General features: G+C 63.8%; 10 protein-coding genes. 6 read left to right on the top strand and 4 right to left on the bottom strand.

The window, feature by feature from the left end; translation table 11 throughout:
• Positions 1-192: 192 nt before the first annotated feature.
• The 6 genes from D0N36_RS18895 (at position 193) to D0N36_RS18870 (ending at position 10768) form a co-directional block, all read left to right on the top strand.
• Positions 193-690: a LysM peptidoglycan-binding domain-containing protein gene (locus tag D0N36_RS18895; protein WP_116943372.1), complete on the top strand. Its 498-nt coding sequence runs from the start codon at positions 193-195 to the stop codon at positions 688-690.
• Between the two features lie 209 nt (positions 691-899).
• Complete coding sequence (locus tag D0N36_RS18890; protein ID WP_116943371.1) at positions 900-2129, top strand: MFS transporter; 1230 nt, start codon at positions 900-902, stop codon at positions 2127-2129.
• A gap of 222 nt (positions 2130-2351) precedes the next feature.
• Entirely contained in the window at positions 2352-2564 is a 213-nt protein-coding gene (locus tag D0N36_RS18885; protein WP_207190731.1) for a hypothetical protein, read from the top strand.
• Positions 2565-2761: 197 nt separating this feature from the next.
• Positions 2762-4813 carry a DUF3857 domain-containing protein gene (locus D0N36_RS18880; RefSeq protein ID WP_116943369.1) on the top strand — a complete coding sequence of 684 codons (2052 nt, stop codon included), beginning with the start codon at positions 2762-2764 and terminating at the stop codon, positions 4811-4813.
• Positions 4814-4975: 162 nt separating this feature from the next.
• Entirely contained in the window at positions 4976-6934 is a 1959-nt protein-coding gene (locus tag D0N36_RS18875; RefSeq protein WP_190242765.1) for a DUF3857 domain-containing protein, read from the top strand.
• Between the two features lie 258 nt (positions 6935-7192).
• The gene (locus tag D0N36_RS18870; RefSeq protein WP_116943367.1) at positions 7193-10768 is read left to right on the top strand and encodes a reprolysin-like metallopeptidase; all 3576 of its coding nucleotides are present in this window, start codon (positions 7193-7195) and stop codon (positions 10766-10768) included.
• 387 nt (positions 10769-11155) lie between these two features.
• Here the strand turns inward: D0N36_RS18870 and D0N36_RS18865 are convergent, their stop codons facing one another.
• From D0N36_RS18865 to D0N36_RS18850, 4 genes are all read right to left on the bottom strand, one after another.
• Positions 11156-13306: a helix-hairpin-helix domain-containing protein gene (locus tag D0N36_RS18865; RefSeq protein ID WP_242478999.1), complete on the bottom strand. Its 2151-nt coding sequence runs from the start codon at positions 13304-13306 to the stop codon at positions 11156-11158.
• Positions 13303-14202 (bottom strand): PorV/PorQ family protein, encoded by a 900-nt coding sequence (locus D0N36_RS18860; protein ID WP_116943366.1) that lies wholly within the window; start codon positions 14200-14202, stop codon positions 13303-13305. The genes D0N36_RS18865 and D0N36_RS18860 overlap by 4 nt, the downstream gene beginning before the upstream one ends.
• Before the next feature lie 269 nt (positions 14203-14471).
• Entirely contained in the window at positions 14472-15809 is a 1338-nt protein-coding gene (locus D0N36_RS18855; RefSeq protein ID WP_116943365.1) for a family 1 glycosylhydrolase, read from the bottom strand.
• Between the two features lie 88 nt (positions 15810-15897).
• The gene (locus D0N36_RS18850) at positions 15898-17346 is read right to left on the bottom strand and encodes a ribulokinase (RefSeq protein ID WP_242478998.1); all 1449 of its coding nucleotides are present in this window, start codon (positions 17344-17346) and stop codon (positions 15898-15900) included.
• Positions 17347-17418 lie beyond the last annotated feature (72 nt).

Genomic DNA, 17418 nt, shown 5'->3' with positions numbered 1-17418 from the left:
CCCGCCTCGCGCCCCGTCGCCGATGAGCCCCGCGATGGGGCTCCGGCCGCACCCGCCACACCAGCCGAAACGGAGGCGTCGCGGCCTGCGCCAGCGCCGTCCCCTCGGCCCGCCACACCAGCGCCGGTTGCCACGCCAAGCCCGATAACTCCGGCGGCTCCGGCACCATCTCCGGTTGCTAAGCCGGCTCCTGTGCCAACTCCGATAATCCCGGCGGCTCCTGCTCCGGCTCTCTCGCCTGCCCCCGAGACTGCTGCCGTACCTGCCGCTGGTCCGCCCACCATTGTAGAGCCGGTACCGGCCAGCGGCCTGCACACCGTCGAGCCCAAGGAAAACCTGTACTCGGTGGCCCGCCGCTTCAAGCTGCGCCCGGCCGATATTATTGCCTGGAATGAGTTGCCGGCCAATCCGTCGCTGCAAATCGGGCAGGTGCTGCGCGTGGCGGCTCCGGCTGTTACCGATGTACCGGCCAACACTCCAGCTGCCCCGGCGGGCACTCCGGCCGCTACACCGGCTTCGGCCGCGCCGACCGCTGCTACGGTGCGCTACACGGTACAGCCAGGCGAGACGCTCTACGCCATTTCTCGCCGCTATGGCGTTACCATCAAGCAGCTTATGGAGTGGAATGGCAAGCCCGATTTTGCCGTAAAGCCCGGCGAGGTGCTGGTTGTTACGCCGCCGGCGCAGTAGCCACAGCGGCAGCCAAACGAGTGAAAAGCTCAGCCTCGACGGAGCAGCGCCGCTGATAAACAGGCTGCGCTGCTCCGTCGGGGCTGAGCTTTTATTGGGGCTTTCCTACACGTCTGCCCTGGCGCTACGGTAGGCCTCAGCAGTTTCTAGGGTAGTAACTCATTTCTTCGGGCCCAACCCCGCCCCGGCCGCCGTACCTTTGCGGCCGCATGGCTCTTTCGCTTACTACTACGGCCCCCACGCCCCGCCCGCCCCGCGTATACACGGCCGGCTTCTGGCTGATGTGCCTCTCGTCGCTCCTGTTTTTCATGAGCTTCAACATGCTGCTGCCCGAGCTGCCCGACTACCTGACCAGCCTGGGCGGCGGCGAGTACAAGGGCTACATCATTGCCTTGTTTACGCTCACGGCCGGCCTTTCGCGGCCCTTCTCGGGCAAGCTGGCCGATACGGTGGGCCGCATTCCGGTGATGGTGTTTGGCTCGCTGGTGTGCTTTATCTGCGGCTTCTTTTACCCGTTCACGGTTACGGTGGTGGGCTTTCTGGGGCTGCGTCTGCTGCACGGCTTCAGCACCGGCTTCAAGCCCACCGGCACAGCCGCCTACATTGCCGATATTGTGCCGCTGGCCCGCCGGGGCGAGGCCATGGGCCTGTTGGGCGTGGCAGGCTCGCTGGGCATGGCCGCCGGCCCCACGCTGGGCTCGTGGCTGGCGGCCCACTTCTCGCTCAACGTGCTGTTTTACTGCTCCTCGGGCCTGGCCCTGCTCAGCCTCATCGTGCAGGGCACCATGACCGAAACCCTGGCCGTGGCCCAACGCCAGCGCTTTAGCTGGAAATTATTGAAGATTGAGAGCTGGCAGGAAGTGGTGGAACCCCGGGTGCTGGTGCCGGCCGCGGCCACGCTGCTGTTTCTGCTGCCGTTCGGCGCTATTTTCACCGTCGTGCCCGACCAGAGCCGGGTGCTGGGCCTCACCGGCGAGAGCAAGGGTCTGTTTTACCTCTGCTACACGGCCGCCTCGCTGGTAGTACGCCTGCTGGCGGGCCGCGCCTCCGACCGCTACGGCCGGGTGCCAGTGCTCATCGGCTCATCGTTCGTCATTATTTCCTCCCTGCTGATGCTGGCCTTGGCGCCTTCGGTAACGGGGTTTCTGGCCGGAGCGGTGCTGTTCGGGCTGGGCACGGGCCTCAACTCGCCCACCATTTATGCCTGGACGGTAGATTTAAGCCACCCCGAGCGGCGCGGCCGGGCCGTTTCTACGATGTACATGGCCCTGGAGGCCGGTATCGGCATCGGGGCGCTGCTGGCGGGTTGGATATTCAGCAACGAGCCCGCCCACCTGCCCTTTGTGCATCTGGCCAGTGCCGGCAGCGTGCTTTGCGGGCTGGTGTTTTTGCTGGCCACGCGGCGGCGCGTGCCTGCTATACTAGAAGAAGCAGCCTGATAAGACGGGCTGTGCCCCACTTGGACTAATCCGTAAAACAGCGTCTGTCGGCCCGCTGTGCCGCCCTGGCCGGGCTGTTTGCAGGAGCCTGAGAATAAGTTTGCTTCGTGGGTTGCTCCTCTTCGAAATAAATAGGATATTTCGGTTCCGCTAGCATCTTACTATGGCTAACGGGGGCCGGATTAACCGGCTTTCAGCCATCCTATTTTTTTCGTTCTGTTGATGTACTTATCCATGTTATGCCGTGGGTTGCTGCTCGTCGGGCTTACCGACGGAGCGGCCGCGGCGCTGGCCCAGGAAGCACCCCCGAAATTCGGTACGCCTGGTGGCCGCGAGGTGGCCGCGCTGCTGGCTCAGCCCGACAACGACGGCCGGTTCATCTTCAGCGCCCTGCCCAACGGCCCCGGCAAGCTGAGGCTATTGAGCCGCCTGTAGTTCAACCAGGCCCGCTACCCGGCCCGGGGCCCAGTGTCTTCGGGCATTCTATACCCAACCCCAGGCAACAAGCACCGAGCCTAATGTGGTACGCAACCACCACCGCTGCCGCCAGGTCGCCGATGTGGTTGAAACGGCCGGCGCTTCCTCAGCACCCTGTTTTCAAGACTTTTTTACGCTGATAATACACTCTTTCTATGATGCAAACTTTACTCGTACGGGCACTGCTGGTTGGCGTGCTCACAGTTGCCACTACCGGGCTGGCCCGCGCCCAGGAGGCGCCTATTAAGTTCGGTAAGATTGATGAGGCCGACCTGACCGACAAGCCTTTTGTGGCCGACAGTGCCGCTTCGGCCGTGGTGCTGTGCGACTTCGGCCGCTCGCACTTCGAGTACGGCCCCAAGGGGTTTATTGTGGTTTTTGAGCGGATACGGCGCGTTAAAATCCTGAAGAAATCGGGGTATGAATACGCCACCGGACAAGTTTCGCTCTACCACGCCAACGGCCAAGAGGAGAAGCTAACGACGCTGAAGGGCTTCACTTACAACTTGGTGAACGGGCAGGTGGTAAAGGAAAAGCTCAACTCGGAATCCATGTTCAAGGAGGAGAAAACCACCAACATTACCATCCGCAAGTTCACGATGCCCAACGTGCGGGTGGGCTCGGTGGTCGAGTACGCCTATACGATTGGCTCCGACTTTGCCTTTAACTTCCAGGACTGGACTTTTCAGGAAGACATTCCTATTCGCCGGAGCGAGTACCGGGCCTCCATTCCGGAGTATTTTGATTACCGAATGTTGATGCAGGGCTACGAGCCTTTGGCGGTGCAGGAACAGACCGAATCGACCGGGCAGTTCACCATTGCTTATTCCGGTTCGGGCAATGGCTACACCGGCGTCCGCACCGCAGGCGGCTCCGAAACCCTGACGCCGCGCCAGACCAACCACCGCTGGGTGATGCAGAATGTGCCACCACTGCGCGAGGAGCCCTACATGACGACGACCAACGACTACGTGGCCCGCATTGACTTTGAGTTGGCGGGGGTGCGCCTGCCCGGGCAGGCCTACCAGGTGGTGGCGGGCAGCTGGGAGAAAATTGATTCGGAATTGCTCACCGATGATGAGTTCGGAACTCAGCTCAACCGGGCCGGCTTCCTGAAAGACCAGCTCACTCCCCTGCTGACGGCAGCCGGTGCCGACCCGGCCGCTCGCCTGGCTGCTGTGCACGGGCTGGTGCGCCGGAGCGTGAAGTACAATGGCCAGAGCCGCCTGATGGCCACGACCACCGTGCGCAGGGCTTTCGACCAGAAAACCGGCTCGTCGGCCGATGTGAACCTGCTGCTGATTGCCGCCCTGCGCGAAGCTGGTTTCGCGGCCAATCCGCTCGTGCTCAGCACCCGTTCGCAAGGCCGGCTGCAACCCGAAAGCCCGATGCTTAACCGCCTCAACTACGTAATGGCGCATGTGGCGCTGCCCGACGGCCAGGAAGTGCTGCTTGATGCGACTGACGAGCTGGCGCCCTACAACATGGTACCCTCCCGCTGCCTGAATGGCCAGGGCCGGCTGGTGCTGCCCGAAGCGCAGAAGTCGCGCTGGATTGACCTCAAGCCCAAGGACCGGCTGACTTCGTACCGCCAGGTGACTATGGCCCTGGACGAAAACGGCGGCCTGCGCGGCAGCGTGCACCAGGAGCACGCCGGCTATCTGGCGCTGGCGCAGCGCGAGAAACTGCGCGAGCTGGGCGAGAAAAAGTACGTGGCCGAATTGGGCGCCAACCACGAGGGCTGGACCATTCCCAAGTACACGTTTAAGGAGCGCGACGAGCTGCACAAACCCCTGACGCTGGAATACGAGTTTGTGAGCAGCGGCGAAGCCAACGCGCCGGTCGGCACCGTTTACCTGAACCCGCTGCGTGATTTTGGGATGGACAAAAACCCTTTCCTGCACGAAAACCGCCGTTTCCCAGTCGATTTGGGCAGCCAACTGGAAGAAACCGTGCTGGTAAACCTGACGCTGCCCGCTGGGTATGAGCTGGCCGAAATACCGCAGGGCCTGATAATGGAACTGCCTGAAAAGGGCGGGCGCTTTACTTACGGCGTGCAGAGCGGCCCCACCGGCGTGCAGCTGGTAAGCCGGTTGACGTTAAGCAAGCCGGTGTACTCGGCCGAGGAATATACCTACCTGCGCGCGTTTTTTGCCCGCCTCATGGCCAAGCAGGGCGAGCGGCTGGTCATCAAGAAGAAAGTGTAGCTGGGTTGTCAGTTGTCAGTAAGGACGTCATGCTGAGCTTGCCGAAGCATCTCTACCTCTTCGTTGAATTACTACCACAACGAAGCGGTAGAGATGCTTCGGCTGCGCGGACACCAGATGAGGCATGACGTCCTTTTTCCGCTAATCAACACCCCCTATATAATGCGTTTTATCCTGGCTTTCGCCCTGACCCTGCTATTCCCCCTGACCACGCTGGCGGCACCGGCACCGGCACCGGCGCTCAAGTACGCGGTGGCCGAGCTGCCCGCCGCGCTGCGCGAAAACGCCCACGCTGTGGAGCGCCGCCACGACGAGCTGCTGACCGTGGAATCGGCGGCCCGGACCGTGGAAAAGGTGCTGCGGGCCACCACCATTCTCGATGAGGCCGGCAGCCGCTGGGCCTCCGAGCTGGTGTATTACAGCTCGCTTAACCGCATCAGCTACTTCCGGGGCGCGGTGTACGACGCCAGCGGCCGGCAGCTGCGGCGGCTGCTCAGCCAGGACATCCGCGACATCAGCCTTTCCGACGGTTTCAGCCTGGCCACCGACGCCCGCGGCCGGGTGGCCGACCTCAGCCAGCCTACCTACCCCTACACCGTCGAGTTTGAGTATGAGGTGGTGTCGGATAATCCGCTGTTTTACTCAACCTGGAAGCCCCAGCCCATCGAGCAGTTCAGCGTGCAGGAGGCCACGTTTAAAGTGGTGATGCCGGCCGGGCTGGCCCTGCGCTTCCAGGAGCAGCGGCTGCCCGCCGGCACGGCCCTGGCCCAAACCACCCAAACCGGCCAGAAGGTGTACGAGTGGCGGGTGCAGAACCTGGTGGCGCTGGAGGAGGAAACCGACGCCCCGCCAGTGTCGGAGCTGACGCCGGCCGTGTACACGGCGCCCAGCGAGTTTAAGGTGCAGGGCCACGCCGGCAAGCTCAACAGCTGGGCCGACCTCAGCCGCTGGACCTACGAGCTGAACGCCAACCGCGCCACGCTGCCCCCCGCCCTGGTGGCCGGCATGCAGGCCCTGGTAGCCGGCGAAACCGACGAGCGGGCTCGCATTCAGAAGGTGTACAAGTTTCTGCAGGCCAACACCCGCTATATATCGGTGCAGCTGGGGCTGGGCGGCTGGCAGACGTTTCCGGCCGCCGATGTGGCCGCCAAGGGCTACGGCGACTGCAAAGCCCTGACCAACTACTGCCAGGCGCTGCTGAACGCGGCCGGCATTACGGCCCACGCCGCCCTGATTAAGGCCGGCTCCGATGAGCACGACATCCGCACCGATTTCCCCAGCTCGCAGTTCAACCACGTGGTGCTGTGCGTGCCCCTGACCAAAACCTCCCAGGCCGCCAGGGCCGATACCGTGTGGCTGGAATGTACCGATCAGACCAACCCGTTCGGCTACATGGGCGGCTTTACGGGCAACCGCCACGCCCTGCTGCTGCTGCCCGAGGGCGGGCGGCTGGTACCCACACCCCGCTACGGGGCCGCCGAAAATCGCCGCCAGCGCCACGCCGACGTGTACCTCGACGCCAACGGCAACGCGACGGCCAAGCTGCGCACTCTCCGCACCGGCCTTGAGTACGATGCCGTGGCCGGCCTGGCGGGCCTGGAGCTGAGCGAGCAGAAAAAGCGGGTGGGCAACCGCCTGGCCCTGGGCAATTTCACGCTCGATAAGGTGGCGTTCCGGCCGCTGCCGGCTTCGGCCCCGGTGCCGGGCCTGGTCGAAACGCTGGCCCTCACGCTGCCGGGCCTGGCGCCGCCCAGCGGCAAGCGCGTGTTTATTACGCCCAACCTGCTCAGCCGCCTGGCAGCACCCGCACCGGCCGTGGGTGAGCGGCAGGCCGATATCTGGCTCGATTACGCCTTCACCCAGCTCGATACCGTGCAGCTGCACCTGCCTGCCAGCCTGCAGCCCGAGCAGCTGCCCGCCCCGGTGCAGCTGACCACGCCCTTCGGCACCTACTCCAGCCAACTGCTGGCGCTGCCCAATGGCAGCATCCGCTACATCCGCCGCCTCGAAATGCCGCGCACCCGCTTCGCCCGCGCCGATTACCCGGCCTACCTGGAGTTCCGCCGCAAAGTAAGCGCCGCCGACAAAGCCCAGTTGGTGCTGGTAAAAACGGATGCTTAGCTAAGCGGGCTACCGCTTCCAGAAGGCTAAGCCGACAGGTCTGGGCTATCCGCGAGTGTAAAATGGGCTGGGCCTTCTGCAACGCGACATATTCCCTCTGCGGTGCAGAGTGCCAGCCTAATACTCAACGCAAAAGGGTTTGCCATTTTGACAATAAATACGGCAGGCTGCCGGCAAAACTTCTATCTTGAGGACGCTTTCCTTGCGACCACAAGAAATGCACCTTCTTTCTATTCTTTCTCACATCCTGTTTCCTCTATGCAACCACTCTCTACTCTTTTACAACGGGCCTGGCGGCCGCTGCTGGCCGGCTCGGCCCTGTTGCTCGCCGGAGCGCCGGTAGCTCAGGCACAGCGCGTACTGTGGGCCAATGCATCCCGGGTGCCGGCCCAGGCCCGCGCCGCAACGCAGGCCCTTACTCACTTCCGAACAGTGGATTTTCAGCTGGATGCCGTGCGCGACGCCCTGAAAACTGCCCCGCTGGAGCGTACCGGCAACCGGGGTCCGGCCACGGTTATTTCGCTGCCCCTGCCCAATGGCACTTCGCAGCGGTTTCGGGTAGAGCAGGTGCCGGTGATGGCCCCCGAGCTGGCCGCCCGCTACCCCAGCATTCGTACCTACTTGGCCCAGGGCCTCGACGACCCTTCGGCTACGGCCCGCCTCGACGTAACGCCCGCCGGCTTCCATGCCCAGATTCTGGCCGCCGGCTACACGGTGTACATTGATCCGGCCGCCAAAGGCAGCAGCACCCACCTGGTATTTGAGCGACGCAATATGCTGATGCCGGCCTTTACCTGCGCTGTTGCTTCGCCCGATGGCAACGAGCCGGAAGTGCAGCTAACCACCGCCCAGCGGGCCGCCGTAGCCAATGGTGCCACCCTGCGTACCTACCGGCTGGCGCTGGCCGCCACGGCCGAGTACTCCGCCTTCCACGGCGGCACTGTGGAATCGGTGATGGCGGCTATGGCCACCTCCATGAACCGGGTGAACGGCATCTATGAGCGCGAAGTGGCCGTGCGCATGGTGATAGTACCCAAAAACGAAGCACTGATTTTCTTCGATGCTGACACCGACCCGTACACCAACAACAGCGGGACTGCCATGCTCAACCAGAACCAAACCACGGTGGATGAGCTTATCGGCAACGCGAACTACGACATCGGCCACGTGTTCAGCACCAACGGCGGGGGCGTGGCTCAGAAGCCTTCGGTGTGCGTGAACTCGGGCAAGGCCCGGGGCGTGACGGGAACGAACAGCCCCATCGGCGACGCCTTCGACGTGGACTATGTGGCCCACGAAATAGGCCACCAGTTCGGCGGCGACCACACGTTCAACGGTACTATCGGCTCGTGCAGCGGCGGCAACCGGGCCGCTTCCTCGGCCTACGAGCCGGGTTCGGGCACCACCATTATGGCCTACGCCGGCATCTGCGGAGCCGATAACACCCAGCCCAACTCCGACGCCTTTTTCCACTCGCGTAGCTTCGACCAGATTGTGGCCCACATCAGCCGGGCGCAGGACTGCTCGGCCACTACGGCCACCGGCAACACCGCACCGGTCGTGAATGCCGGCCGCAACTACGCCATCCCGGTGAGCACGCCGTTCACGCTCACCGGTTCGGCCACCGACGTGAACAGCGACGCCCTCACCTACTCGTGGGAGCAGTACAACCTGGGGCCGGCCGGAGCGCCCAATTCCCCCACGGGCGACGCCCCGCTGTTCCGCGTTTTCGCGCCCACAGTTAGCCCTTCGCGTACTTTCCCGCGTCTCGCCGACATCCTCAGCAACACCCAGACCCGCGGCGAATTGCTGCCCTCTTACGGCCGCCGCCTCATCTTTCGCCTCGTAGCCCGCGACAACCGGGCCGCAGGCGGCGGGGTAGATTACGACTCGATGAACGTGGTAGTAGTACCCACGGCCGGTCCGTTTGTCGTGACGGCCCCCAACTCGGCCGCTACTTCCTGGCTGGTAGGCGCCCCGCAGCAGGTAAGCTGGGATGTGGCCAACACCACTCAGGCCCCCATCAGCGCCGCCAACGTAGATGTGCTGCTCTCCACCGATGGCGGCCTGACGTTCCCGACCACGCTGCTGGCCAACACGCCCAACGACGGCTTTGAAACTCTGACGCTGCCAGCCAGCGTGGCGGCCACCACGCTGGCCCGCATTAAGGTGCAGGCCACGGGCGGTATTTTCTTTGATGTATCGGACAATAACTTCAAGATTGAGGTGCCCACCGGGCCAACGTTCTTCCTGCAGGGTCCTGCCGGGCCAGCCGGGGCGCTGAGCTTCTGCGCCGGCAGCTCGGGCACAGTAGCCCTTACCGTGGGCCAGCTTCAGGGCTTTACGGGCCAGGTAACGCTGGCGGCCACCAACCTGCCAGCCGGGGTAACGGTTACGTTCCCGGCCGCCACGGTAGCAGCCGGCACCAGTACCACCGCCACTATCACATCGGCCAGCACGGTGGTTTCGGGTACGTACACGCTGCAGCTGACGGGTGTCAGCGGCAGCACCACGCGCACGCTCGATGTACTGCTTACCATTCTGCCGGGCATCACGCAGGCCCCGACCGTAACGGCCCCGGCCAACGCCAGCACCCGCACCAGCCTGCGGCCGGCTATTGCCTGGTCGCCGGTAACCAACGCCACGGGCTACGAAGTACAGCTGGCGCTTGATGCCGCCTTCACGACGGGCGTGGTTACCCAGACCATCAGCCCGGCCAACAGCTTCGTGCCGAACCAGCTGCAGGCTTCCACCCAGTACTTTGTGCGGGTACGGGCGCTCAGCGGCTGCGGCGCGGGTCCTTACTCGGCCGTAACCAGCTTCACGACCGGCACCCAGACCTGCCAGACGCTGGCCGCCACCAACGTGCCCCTCACCATTTCGGCCACGGGCGCATCGACTATTACGTCCATCATTGCCGTGACCAGCACCAACCGTGCCTCCAACATCCGGGTGCGCAACCTGGCCATCACCCACCCCGACGTGAGCGAGCTGGAAATTTCGCTCACTAACCCCGGCGGCCGCCGGGTGGTTTTGTTCTCACGCATCTGCCCCGGCACCGGCAACCTAAGCCTGAGCTTCGACGATGCGGCGGCTACGGCCCTGGCCTGCCCGCTGGTAGGCGGCACCACGGTGCGCCCGCTCAATTCGCTCGGCGAGCTGCTCAATTCGCCCGCCAACGGCAACTGGACGCTCACCATCACCGACAACAAGCCTGGCAACGGCGGCACGCTCACGGGCTGGAGCCTGGAAGTATGCACTTCGGATGAGCTGCCCCTGGCCCCCACTTCGCTGACGGTACTGGCCCCGGTGGCCACCGCTACGGGTGCCGACATCGACCTGCTCTGGCTTGATAACGCCACCAACGAAACCGGCTACGAGATTGAGCGGGCCCTGGGCACGACCGGCACGTTTGCCAAGATAGGCACCGTGGCCGCCGGCACTACGTTCTTCACCGACAAGGTGACGACCAACGGCCAGTTCTGCTACCGCGTGCGGGCCATTAACACGGCCGGCGCCTCCGACTACTCGAACCAGGCCTGCCAGACGGTTTCGGTGATTACGCGCACCGTAGCCGCCACTCTGCAGGGCATTGAGGTAGCCCCCAACCCGAGCACCGGCCTGTTCCGGGTACGCATCGGCAACGACCAGCGCGGCCCCGTTACGCTGCGCGTAACCGACGCCGTGGGCCGCCTGGTCCAGACCCAGACGCTGACCAAGGGCGCGGCCGAGCTGCAAACCAGCCTCGACCTAAGCCCGCTCGGTACCGGCATCTACCAGCTGCACCTCGACCTGCCCAACGGCACGAGCGTGGTGCGCCTGCTGAAGCAGTAAGCGTTAGAGCTTAAAGCTTAAAGCTTAAAGCTTAGAAAAAACGGTCATCCTTCGCTTGTGGGCGGGGATGACCGTTTTTTTGTGGGCTTTCGGGCGGCCGGCAGCTGGTGGGATAGGCCTGCTGTGGCAACAGTAGCGGTGAGCAACTGAAGTAGTGCGGCCGGCTGCCGCAAATGGGCCGGGAGTAAGGGTTCAGATTCGCTGCTGTTACGCACCATCTCAACAGACTACCCGGCAAAGGCTATTTCTGGAGCGGCTACAGTGACTCTGTTTTGAGTAGTCGTCAAGAATTTATCTTGGCTTCATAGATGCGCCACATACCCCCGGCGCCCATGTAACCCAGGCAAACAGAACATAACTCCAGTTCCCAACCACCCAAGCTGCTCCCTAAAACCGATACCGCAGCTGGGCCTTCACGTCGGAGCGGCGGTTGCCCTGGATTTCGTCGAGGCCCGAGCCCACGGTGTCCTGGTGGCGGTAGTGGGTATCGGCGTAGCGCAGCCAGAGCGTGAGGTGGCGGTTGACGTCGAACTGGGCCAGCACGTAGGTGCGGGTGCCCTGGCCGGCCAGCACCGGGATGGAAAAGGCGTAGAGCACGTCCTGCTCGAACACGTACTGGCGGGTGTCGTAGTCGTCGGTGTCGAAGAGGGCGTAGCGGGCCGAGAGGCGCAGGCGGCGCAGTGGCTGCACGGTTACGTCCTGGGCCAACACGTAGCCGTGGCGGGCGGGGCCGCCATCCTCGCGGTAGCTGCTGCCCTGCACGCGGGTGCGCAGGCTGAGGCCGGGTAGCGGGTTGGTGTCATAATAGAGCAGCAGGCTGCGGCGCTGGGTGGGCACGGGCAGCGGCACGGCGCGCAGCGTATCGGCGTCGAAGGATTTGGTGCGCTGGCGGAGTTGCACGTAAAGCAGGCTGGTTTTGCTAGGGCTGAAGGTGAGGCGCATGAGCCAGTCGTGGCCGGTGCTGGGGGCACTGGCCTGGTAGCGCAGCCACGGGAAGCTGAACCGGTCGTAGTAGGCCGAGGCTTCCCAGCGGGGCGCGGGGCGCACTTTCAGGCCCACGTACAGCCCGTTCTCGTTGATGTTGCGCGAGTTTTCGCCGAACGCGTTGCCGTAGAGCGTGTGGAAATTACGGGCGTAGTGGCGTTGCAGCACCGATATATCCACGGCCGGCGAGAGGCTGGCCAGCAGCCCATTCACGGTGCCCAGACCGCCGCCCGAACTGCGGGCCGTTTCGCCAAACAGCAGCAGGTTGCGCCATACGTAGCTGTAGTGCAGGCCCAGCGCCAGGTTCCGGTCGCCGCGCAGCTCGTACTTATTGTACAGCTCGTCGCGGCGCTGCAGGGGCTTGTCGAACTGGGTGTTGATGGCCGTTGCGCCTATTTGCAGGTCGCCGCTCAGGCTGGTGTACTGGGCGTGGCCGCCGAGCACGGTTTCCTGCAGGGCGTTGCGGTTGGCCAGCTCGGTGGGCGTACGATGGAAGCCACTCAGCAGCAGCCCCGACGTGAACTCGCGGAAATCGGCCAGCGAATCTTGCGCCTGCTGAATCGAGGCATCCACCCGTTTGCGCGAGCCGAATACGGTGGCCCGCACCGTGGGCGTAACGGCCACGGTGGCCGCCACACCCCGGAAAAACGAGTTTTCGAGCACCGAGGCGTAGGGCCGCACGCCTACCGAGCTGCGGCGCACGGTGGTAATGGTTTCGGCCCCCTTGCCCACCACAAACCCCGACGACAGCAGCAAGCCCTGCCCGAACTGCAGCTGATAATCGCCCAAGGCCAGCGTTTTCAGCCGGCCCCGCTCCTGCACCACGAAGTGGGCCGAGTAGAAATCGGCTCCGTAACGCTGGGTTTTGGGGTTCCAGATAAGCTGCTCGCCGGCGTCTTTTTCGGCCGTAAAACCTAGGCTGAAATCCCGGCTCCGACTCACACGGTAGCGCAGCAGCAGCTTGTCGGGCGAGCCCAGGTAGCGGGTGGCGGGCCGGCCGGTGCTGGTGGTGTCGTTGGGGCCGTAGCCGGGGCGGCCCTGCACGGCGCGCTCGTAGCGCAGAAACAGGGCGTTGTTTTCTTCGCGGGCAATACGCTGCCAGAGGTTGCCCCGCACCGCGTTGGGGTCCGTCGTGAGCACCGCCACGAAGGGCGCGAGGCGGTAAATGGTGCGTAAATCGAAACCCTCGACGCTCTGCAGCTCATAGAAACTCAGCAGCGGGCCGGTGCGCTGGCGGTGGTCGAGCAGGTTGGTTATCTGGGTTTCAGAGAGCAGCAGCAGACTCCGCAGTTCGTCGCGGGTGGCCAGGTTCAGGTTGATGGGAGTCTGGTAGTAGAGCAGCAGCGTTTCGTAGAGGTCCTCGTAGGCTACGCTGCTTTCGTCGGTCTGGATTTCGGCAAACAGCTCTTGCGTCAGCCGGTCGAGGTCGGGCACGGGCGGGCGCGGGTACTCCTGGGCCCGAACCACCGAAGCCCCCAGCAGCAACCCGGACGCGAGCAGCAGCGCGGACAGCGGCCGCGCCAACGGGCGGCGGCGCGTTGGGCGCAGCTTCATGGCTTGCCGGCTTTTTCCCACACGTAGGCGGCGCTCAGCTGCTGGCTCAGACCCAGCGCTTCGTGCCAGCCAGCAGCGTAGTCAAGGCGGAAGGCGCCGGTGCGCAGGCCCAGGCCGCCGGTGAGCTGACTGGTGAGCGTGCTCAGGCCGACCCGCAGCGCCAGGGCCGGCAGGGGGTGGTATTCGAGGCCGGCCTTGAAGTCGGCGTCCTGCTCTACGTCTTTCTCGGTTTCCAGCAGCAGCAGCACCTTTTCGGCGGGTCGCCAGGCCAGGCCGGCGCGCAGCACGGTGGGCAGGCGCTCATCCTGGTATTCGGCCAGCCGGGCCTGGTTGAGGTTGTAGAGCGTGGCCCCGAAGGTGAGCTTGCGCGGAATGATATCGGCCTGCCCGCCCAGCGAGGCAGCCACCGCCCGGTGGCTGCCCAGGCCCTGAATACTGGTTTGTAGCACCTCTACCCGCGCCCCCACCCGCACGGTGCCCAATTGATAGCCGTACCCCAGCCCCACCTGCTGTTCGGAATACAGCGTACCCCCAAACCGCTGCGCCGTAATGCCCACCGTGCCGTAGCGCGGCGCATCGGCCCCGGCTACGGCGGCAGCTAAGCCCGCCACCGGCGCAGCCATAGCATCGGGGCGGCGGTAGCCAATGGGCACCGCCACCACCAGCGAAACGGTGTTGAGCGTGGGTAGTAAATAACGATTTTCAGCGGCCACGCCCACCGTGGGCCGGCTCAGCTGGCCCAGCGCGGCGGCGTTGCTGGCCCCGGCCCAACCATCGGCTTCCAGCACGGAGCCAATCTGGCCCAGCGCGGCCGAACGGGCGCCCCATAGGCCCTGGGCGTGGGCCGCAATCGGCAGCCCGGTCAAAAGAACTACCAGAAAGTAGAGTTTCACCATCGGGCAGCCGTTAAGCGGTTGGACTGCTGGAAAGTAGCCACTCTATTCGGTTACTGCAAATCCGATAGACTTATTCCTTTAAAAAGTTTATTTGATAGCGACTTGTGCGCATACCGCTGATATCAAAAGAGATTCTGCTCAACAGAAAAAAGGACCTTATCCCGCAGGAACGGCCGTAATAACGGCTCGTTTCAACGGGCTAAGGTCCTTCGCCGCCGCTTGGAATGACAAGCGGTTCTGCTAACTTCCAGCGCCTAGCTTTTCAAAAATCAAATCTCCACTTTCAGCGTGGCGGGGCGGGTGGTTTGCTCGAATAGCTCGCCGTGCGGAATAATGGCAATCTGGCCGTATTCCTGCAGCAACTTGCGGTAGGCGGCGGCCACGGGCCGAGGGTTGCGGTCCATGTCGAACAGGCCACAGGCATTTACGGTGCCTTCCTTCACCTCCAGGCCCCGGTTCCAGTCGACCTGGTCGATGAGCGAGTACCAGGTAAAGCCGAGCACCGGCACGCCCGCTTTACGCATCTGCAGGATGTTCACCCACTGCTTCCACAGCCAAGTAGGGGCCTCGTTGGCGTCGAAAACGTTGGTTTCAGTGTGCATCACCGGCTTGCGGTAGCGCAGGTAATAGTCGTGGGTGATGTTGAACCAGCCCATCACATCGGACGCCACCAGCACTTCCCCATCGGGCAGAATCATGCGCTCGTTGCGACCATAGTAATCGTTGCCCATAATCTGGTATCCCGGAGGCTCGCCGGCCATGAACCAGTCGTATTCTTCCTGGGTAAGGCCGTTTTTGCGCAGGTAAGAGAATACCTCGCCGTCGGGATGGTGGGCGTAGAGCAGGTCGAGGGCCAGGAAACGGAGCTTGTTTTCCAGCTGAATATGGGGCGTGCGCTCGGTGCGCAGCTCGTGGGTGTACTCGGCCGATTCGCTCTGCACAATCACGCAGTCGGGGCGGTGCTTGGCAATCTGCTGGTTGCCCATGATGGAGGCCGCCACCATGTGCTTGATGGCCGTCACGAAGGCTTCATCGGACCGCAGCTGCTCGTTCCAGATGCCGTCTTTGGCGCTCAGCTTGGCCGTCACGTAGATTTCGTTGATGGGCGTGTAGTAGCGCACCCACGGGTAGCGCTCGGCCACGGCCCCACAGTATTCGGCAAAATGCACCGGCAGCTCGGGGTTCTGGAAGTTACCCAGCCAGTCGGGCACGCCAAAATGCATCAGGTCCAGAATGGGCGTAATTTCCAGCCGTTGAATTTCGGCCATCACCTTATCGGCAAAATCCCAGTCGTACTCGCCGGGGCCCTTATGGATGCTGTAGTAGGGCAGCCCGTAGCGCAGCACCTTCAGGCCCATGTCCTGCACGAGCTGCAAATCCTTTTTCCAGTGCTTGTAGTGGCCGCACTCTTCGAGCAGGTCGCGGCGCACTTTGCCGTGTTCGATGGTGGGGTACGAGCACTCGATACCGGTGGCAAACATGAAGTTACCCGGCGTGCCGGTAGGCAGGCCCTGGCCCGAAGTGCCGCTGGCCCCCCCATGTTCGTCGCCCTCGTAGTTGCCACTACCGAAGTGCTGTTTAATTTCCGTCAGAAAGGATTTAGCCATATATACAAAGGGGGTGTAAGCACGCGGAATCAGGCAGCGCGCTGGGTAGTACGCACGATTAACCGTCCAGATCCAATTTGTTCCCGAATTAGGCTCCGGCCAGACTAGCCGTACTGTCGGGGCCGGGCGTAGTGGCCTCCACAAACTCGCCAAACGCCAGGTATTCCGCGTATCGGGCATCGTAAGCCGCCATCCGCGCCGGGTCGGGCATATACTCTTCTGAAAAGCCGCTGCCCATGGCCTGCTGGGCTGCTTCTACGCTCGGGTAGCAGCCGGCAGCCACGGCCGCGTACATGGCCGCGCCCAGGGCCGGGGCCTGCTCCGAAGTCGCCACCGCAATGCGCCGCCCCAGCACATCGGCCAGCATCTGCATCAGGTAGGCCGACTTCTTGGCCACTCCCCCGATGCCGATGATTTGCCTGATGACAATGCCTTCCTGCTCGAACCGCTCCAGAATATGGCGCGAGCCGTAGCACAACGCCTCCACCAGGGCCCGGAATATTTCGGGGGCACTACTGCCCATCGTCAGGTTGCGGAGCGCGCCCTGCAGCTGGTGGTTGGCGTCGGGCGTGCGGCGGCCGTTCACCCAATCGAGGGCCAATACGGGGCTTTGGGTGAACGGCAGCGCCTGGGCAGCTTCGGTGAGCAGCGCCAGTAGGTTGCGTTCAGCTTCCTGCAACACTTCTTCGCGCTGCTTGGCGTCGAGGCTGGTGGCGCGGGCCAGCACGGCGGTCAGCGGCCACCTGAGCAGCTCCTCGAACCAGGCCAGCAGGTCGCCGAACGCCGATTGGCCGGCTTCCAGGCCCACCAGCCCCGGCACTACCGAGCCCTCGACCTGCCCGCAGATGCCGGCTACCGGCGGCCGGCCGGCAAGATCGGCCGGGGGCACCACCACGATGTCGCAGGTACTGGTGCCCATCACTTTTACCATAGCATACGGCGTGATGCCCGCCCCTACCCCACCGGCGTGGGCGTCAACGGTGCCCACGGCTACCACCGTTTCGGGGCGCAGGCCCAGCTTCTCGGCCCACTCTGGGCTCAGGGTGCCGGCGACTTCGTCGGCGGGGTAGGTTTGCTGGTAGAGGCGGGCGCGCAGGCCGGCTAGTTTGGGTTCGAGCCGGATCAGGAATGCTTCGGAGGGCAGCCCGTCCCATTCGGGGTGCCACATGGCCTTGTGGCCGGCGGCGCAGCGGCTGCGCTTGAGCTCGGCCAGGGGCTGGCCGGTGAGTTCTAGCGTTATCCAGTCGCAGTGCTCCAGCCACGAATACGCCGCCTGGGTTACCTTCTCATTACAGCGCGCAATGCGGGTGATTTTGGCCCATAACCACTCCGGCGAGTACACGCCACCCGAGTACTTGGTGTAGTCGGGGCCACCCCAGGAGCGGGCCAGCTGGTTGATTTCGGCGGCTTCGGCCACGGCGGTGTGGTCTTTCCAGAGGATGAACAGCGCGTCGGGCTCGGCGGCAAATTCGGGCAGCAGGCCTAGGTGTATAGTCCCAGGGAGAGATGGTGTATTTTCCGGGCTGGAATTTCGCACGCACTTATGGGACAAATACTCCACGGCAGCGCCCGCACAACTTCGGCAATACGGGCCGCTATCCAACGTAGT

This window comes from Hymenobacter lapidiphilus (assembly GCF_003417065.2).
Lineage (GTDB): Bacteria > Bacteroidota > Bacteroidia > Cytophagales > Hymenobacteraceae > Hymenobacter.
This window is presented reverse-complemented; position numbering and strand designations above follow the sequence as displayed.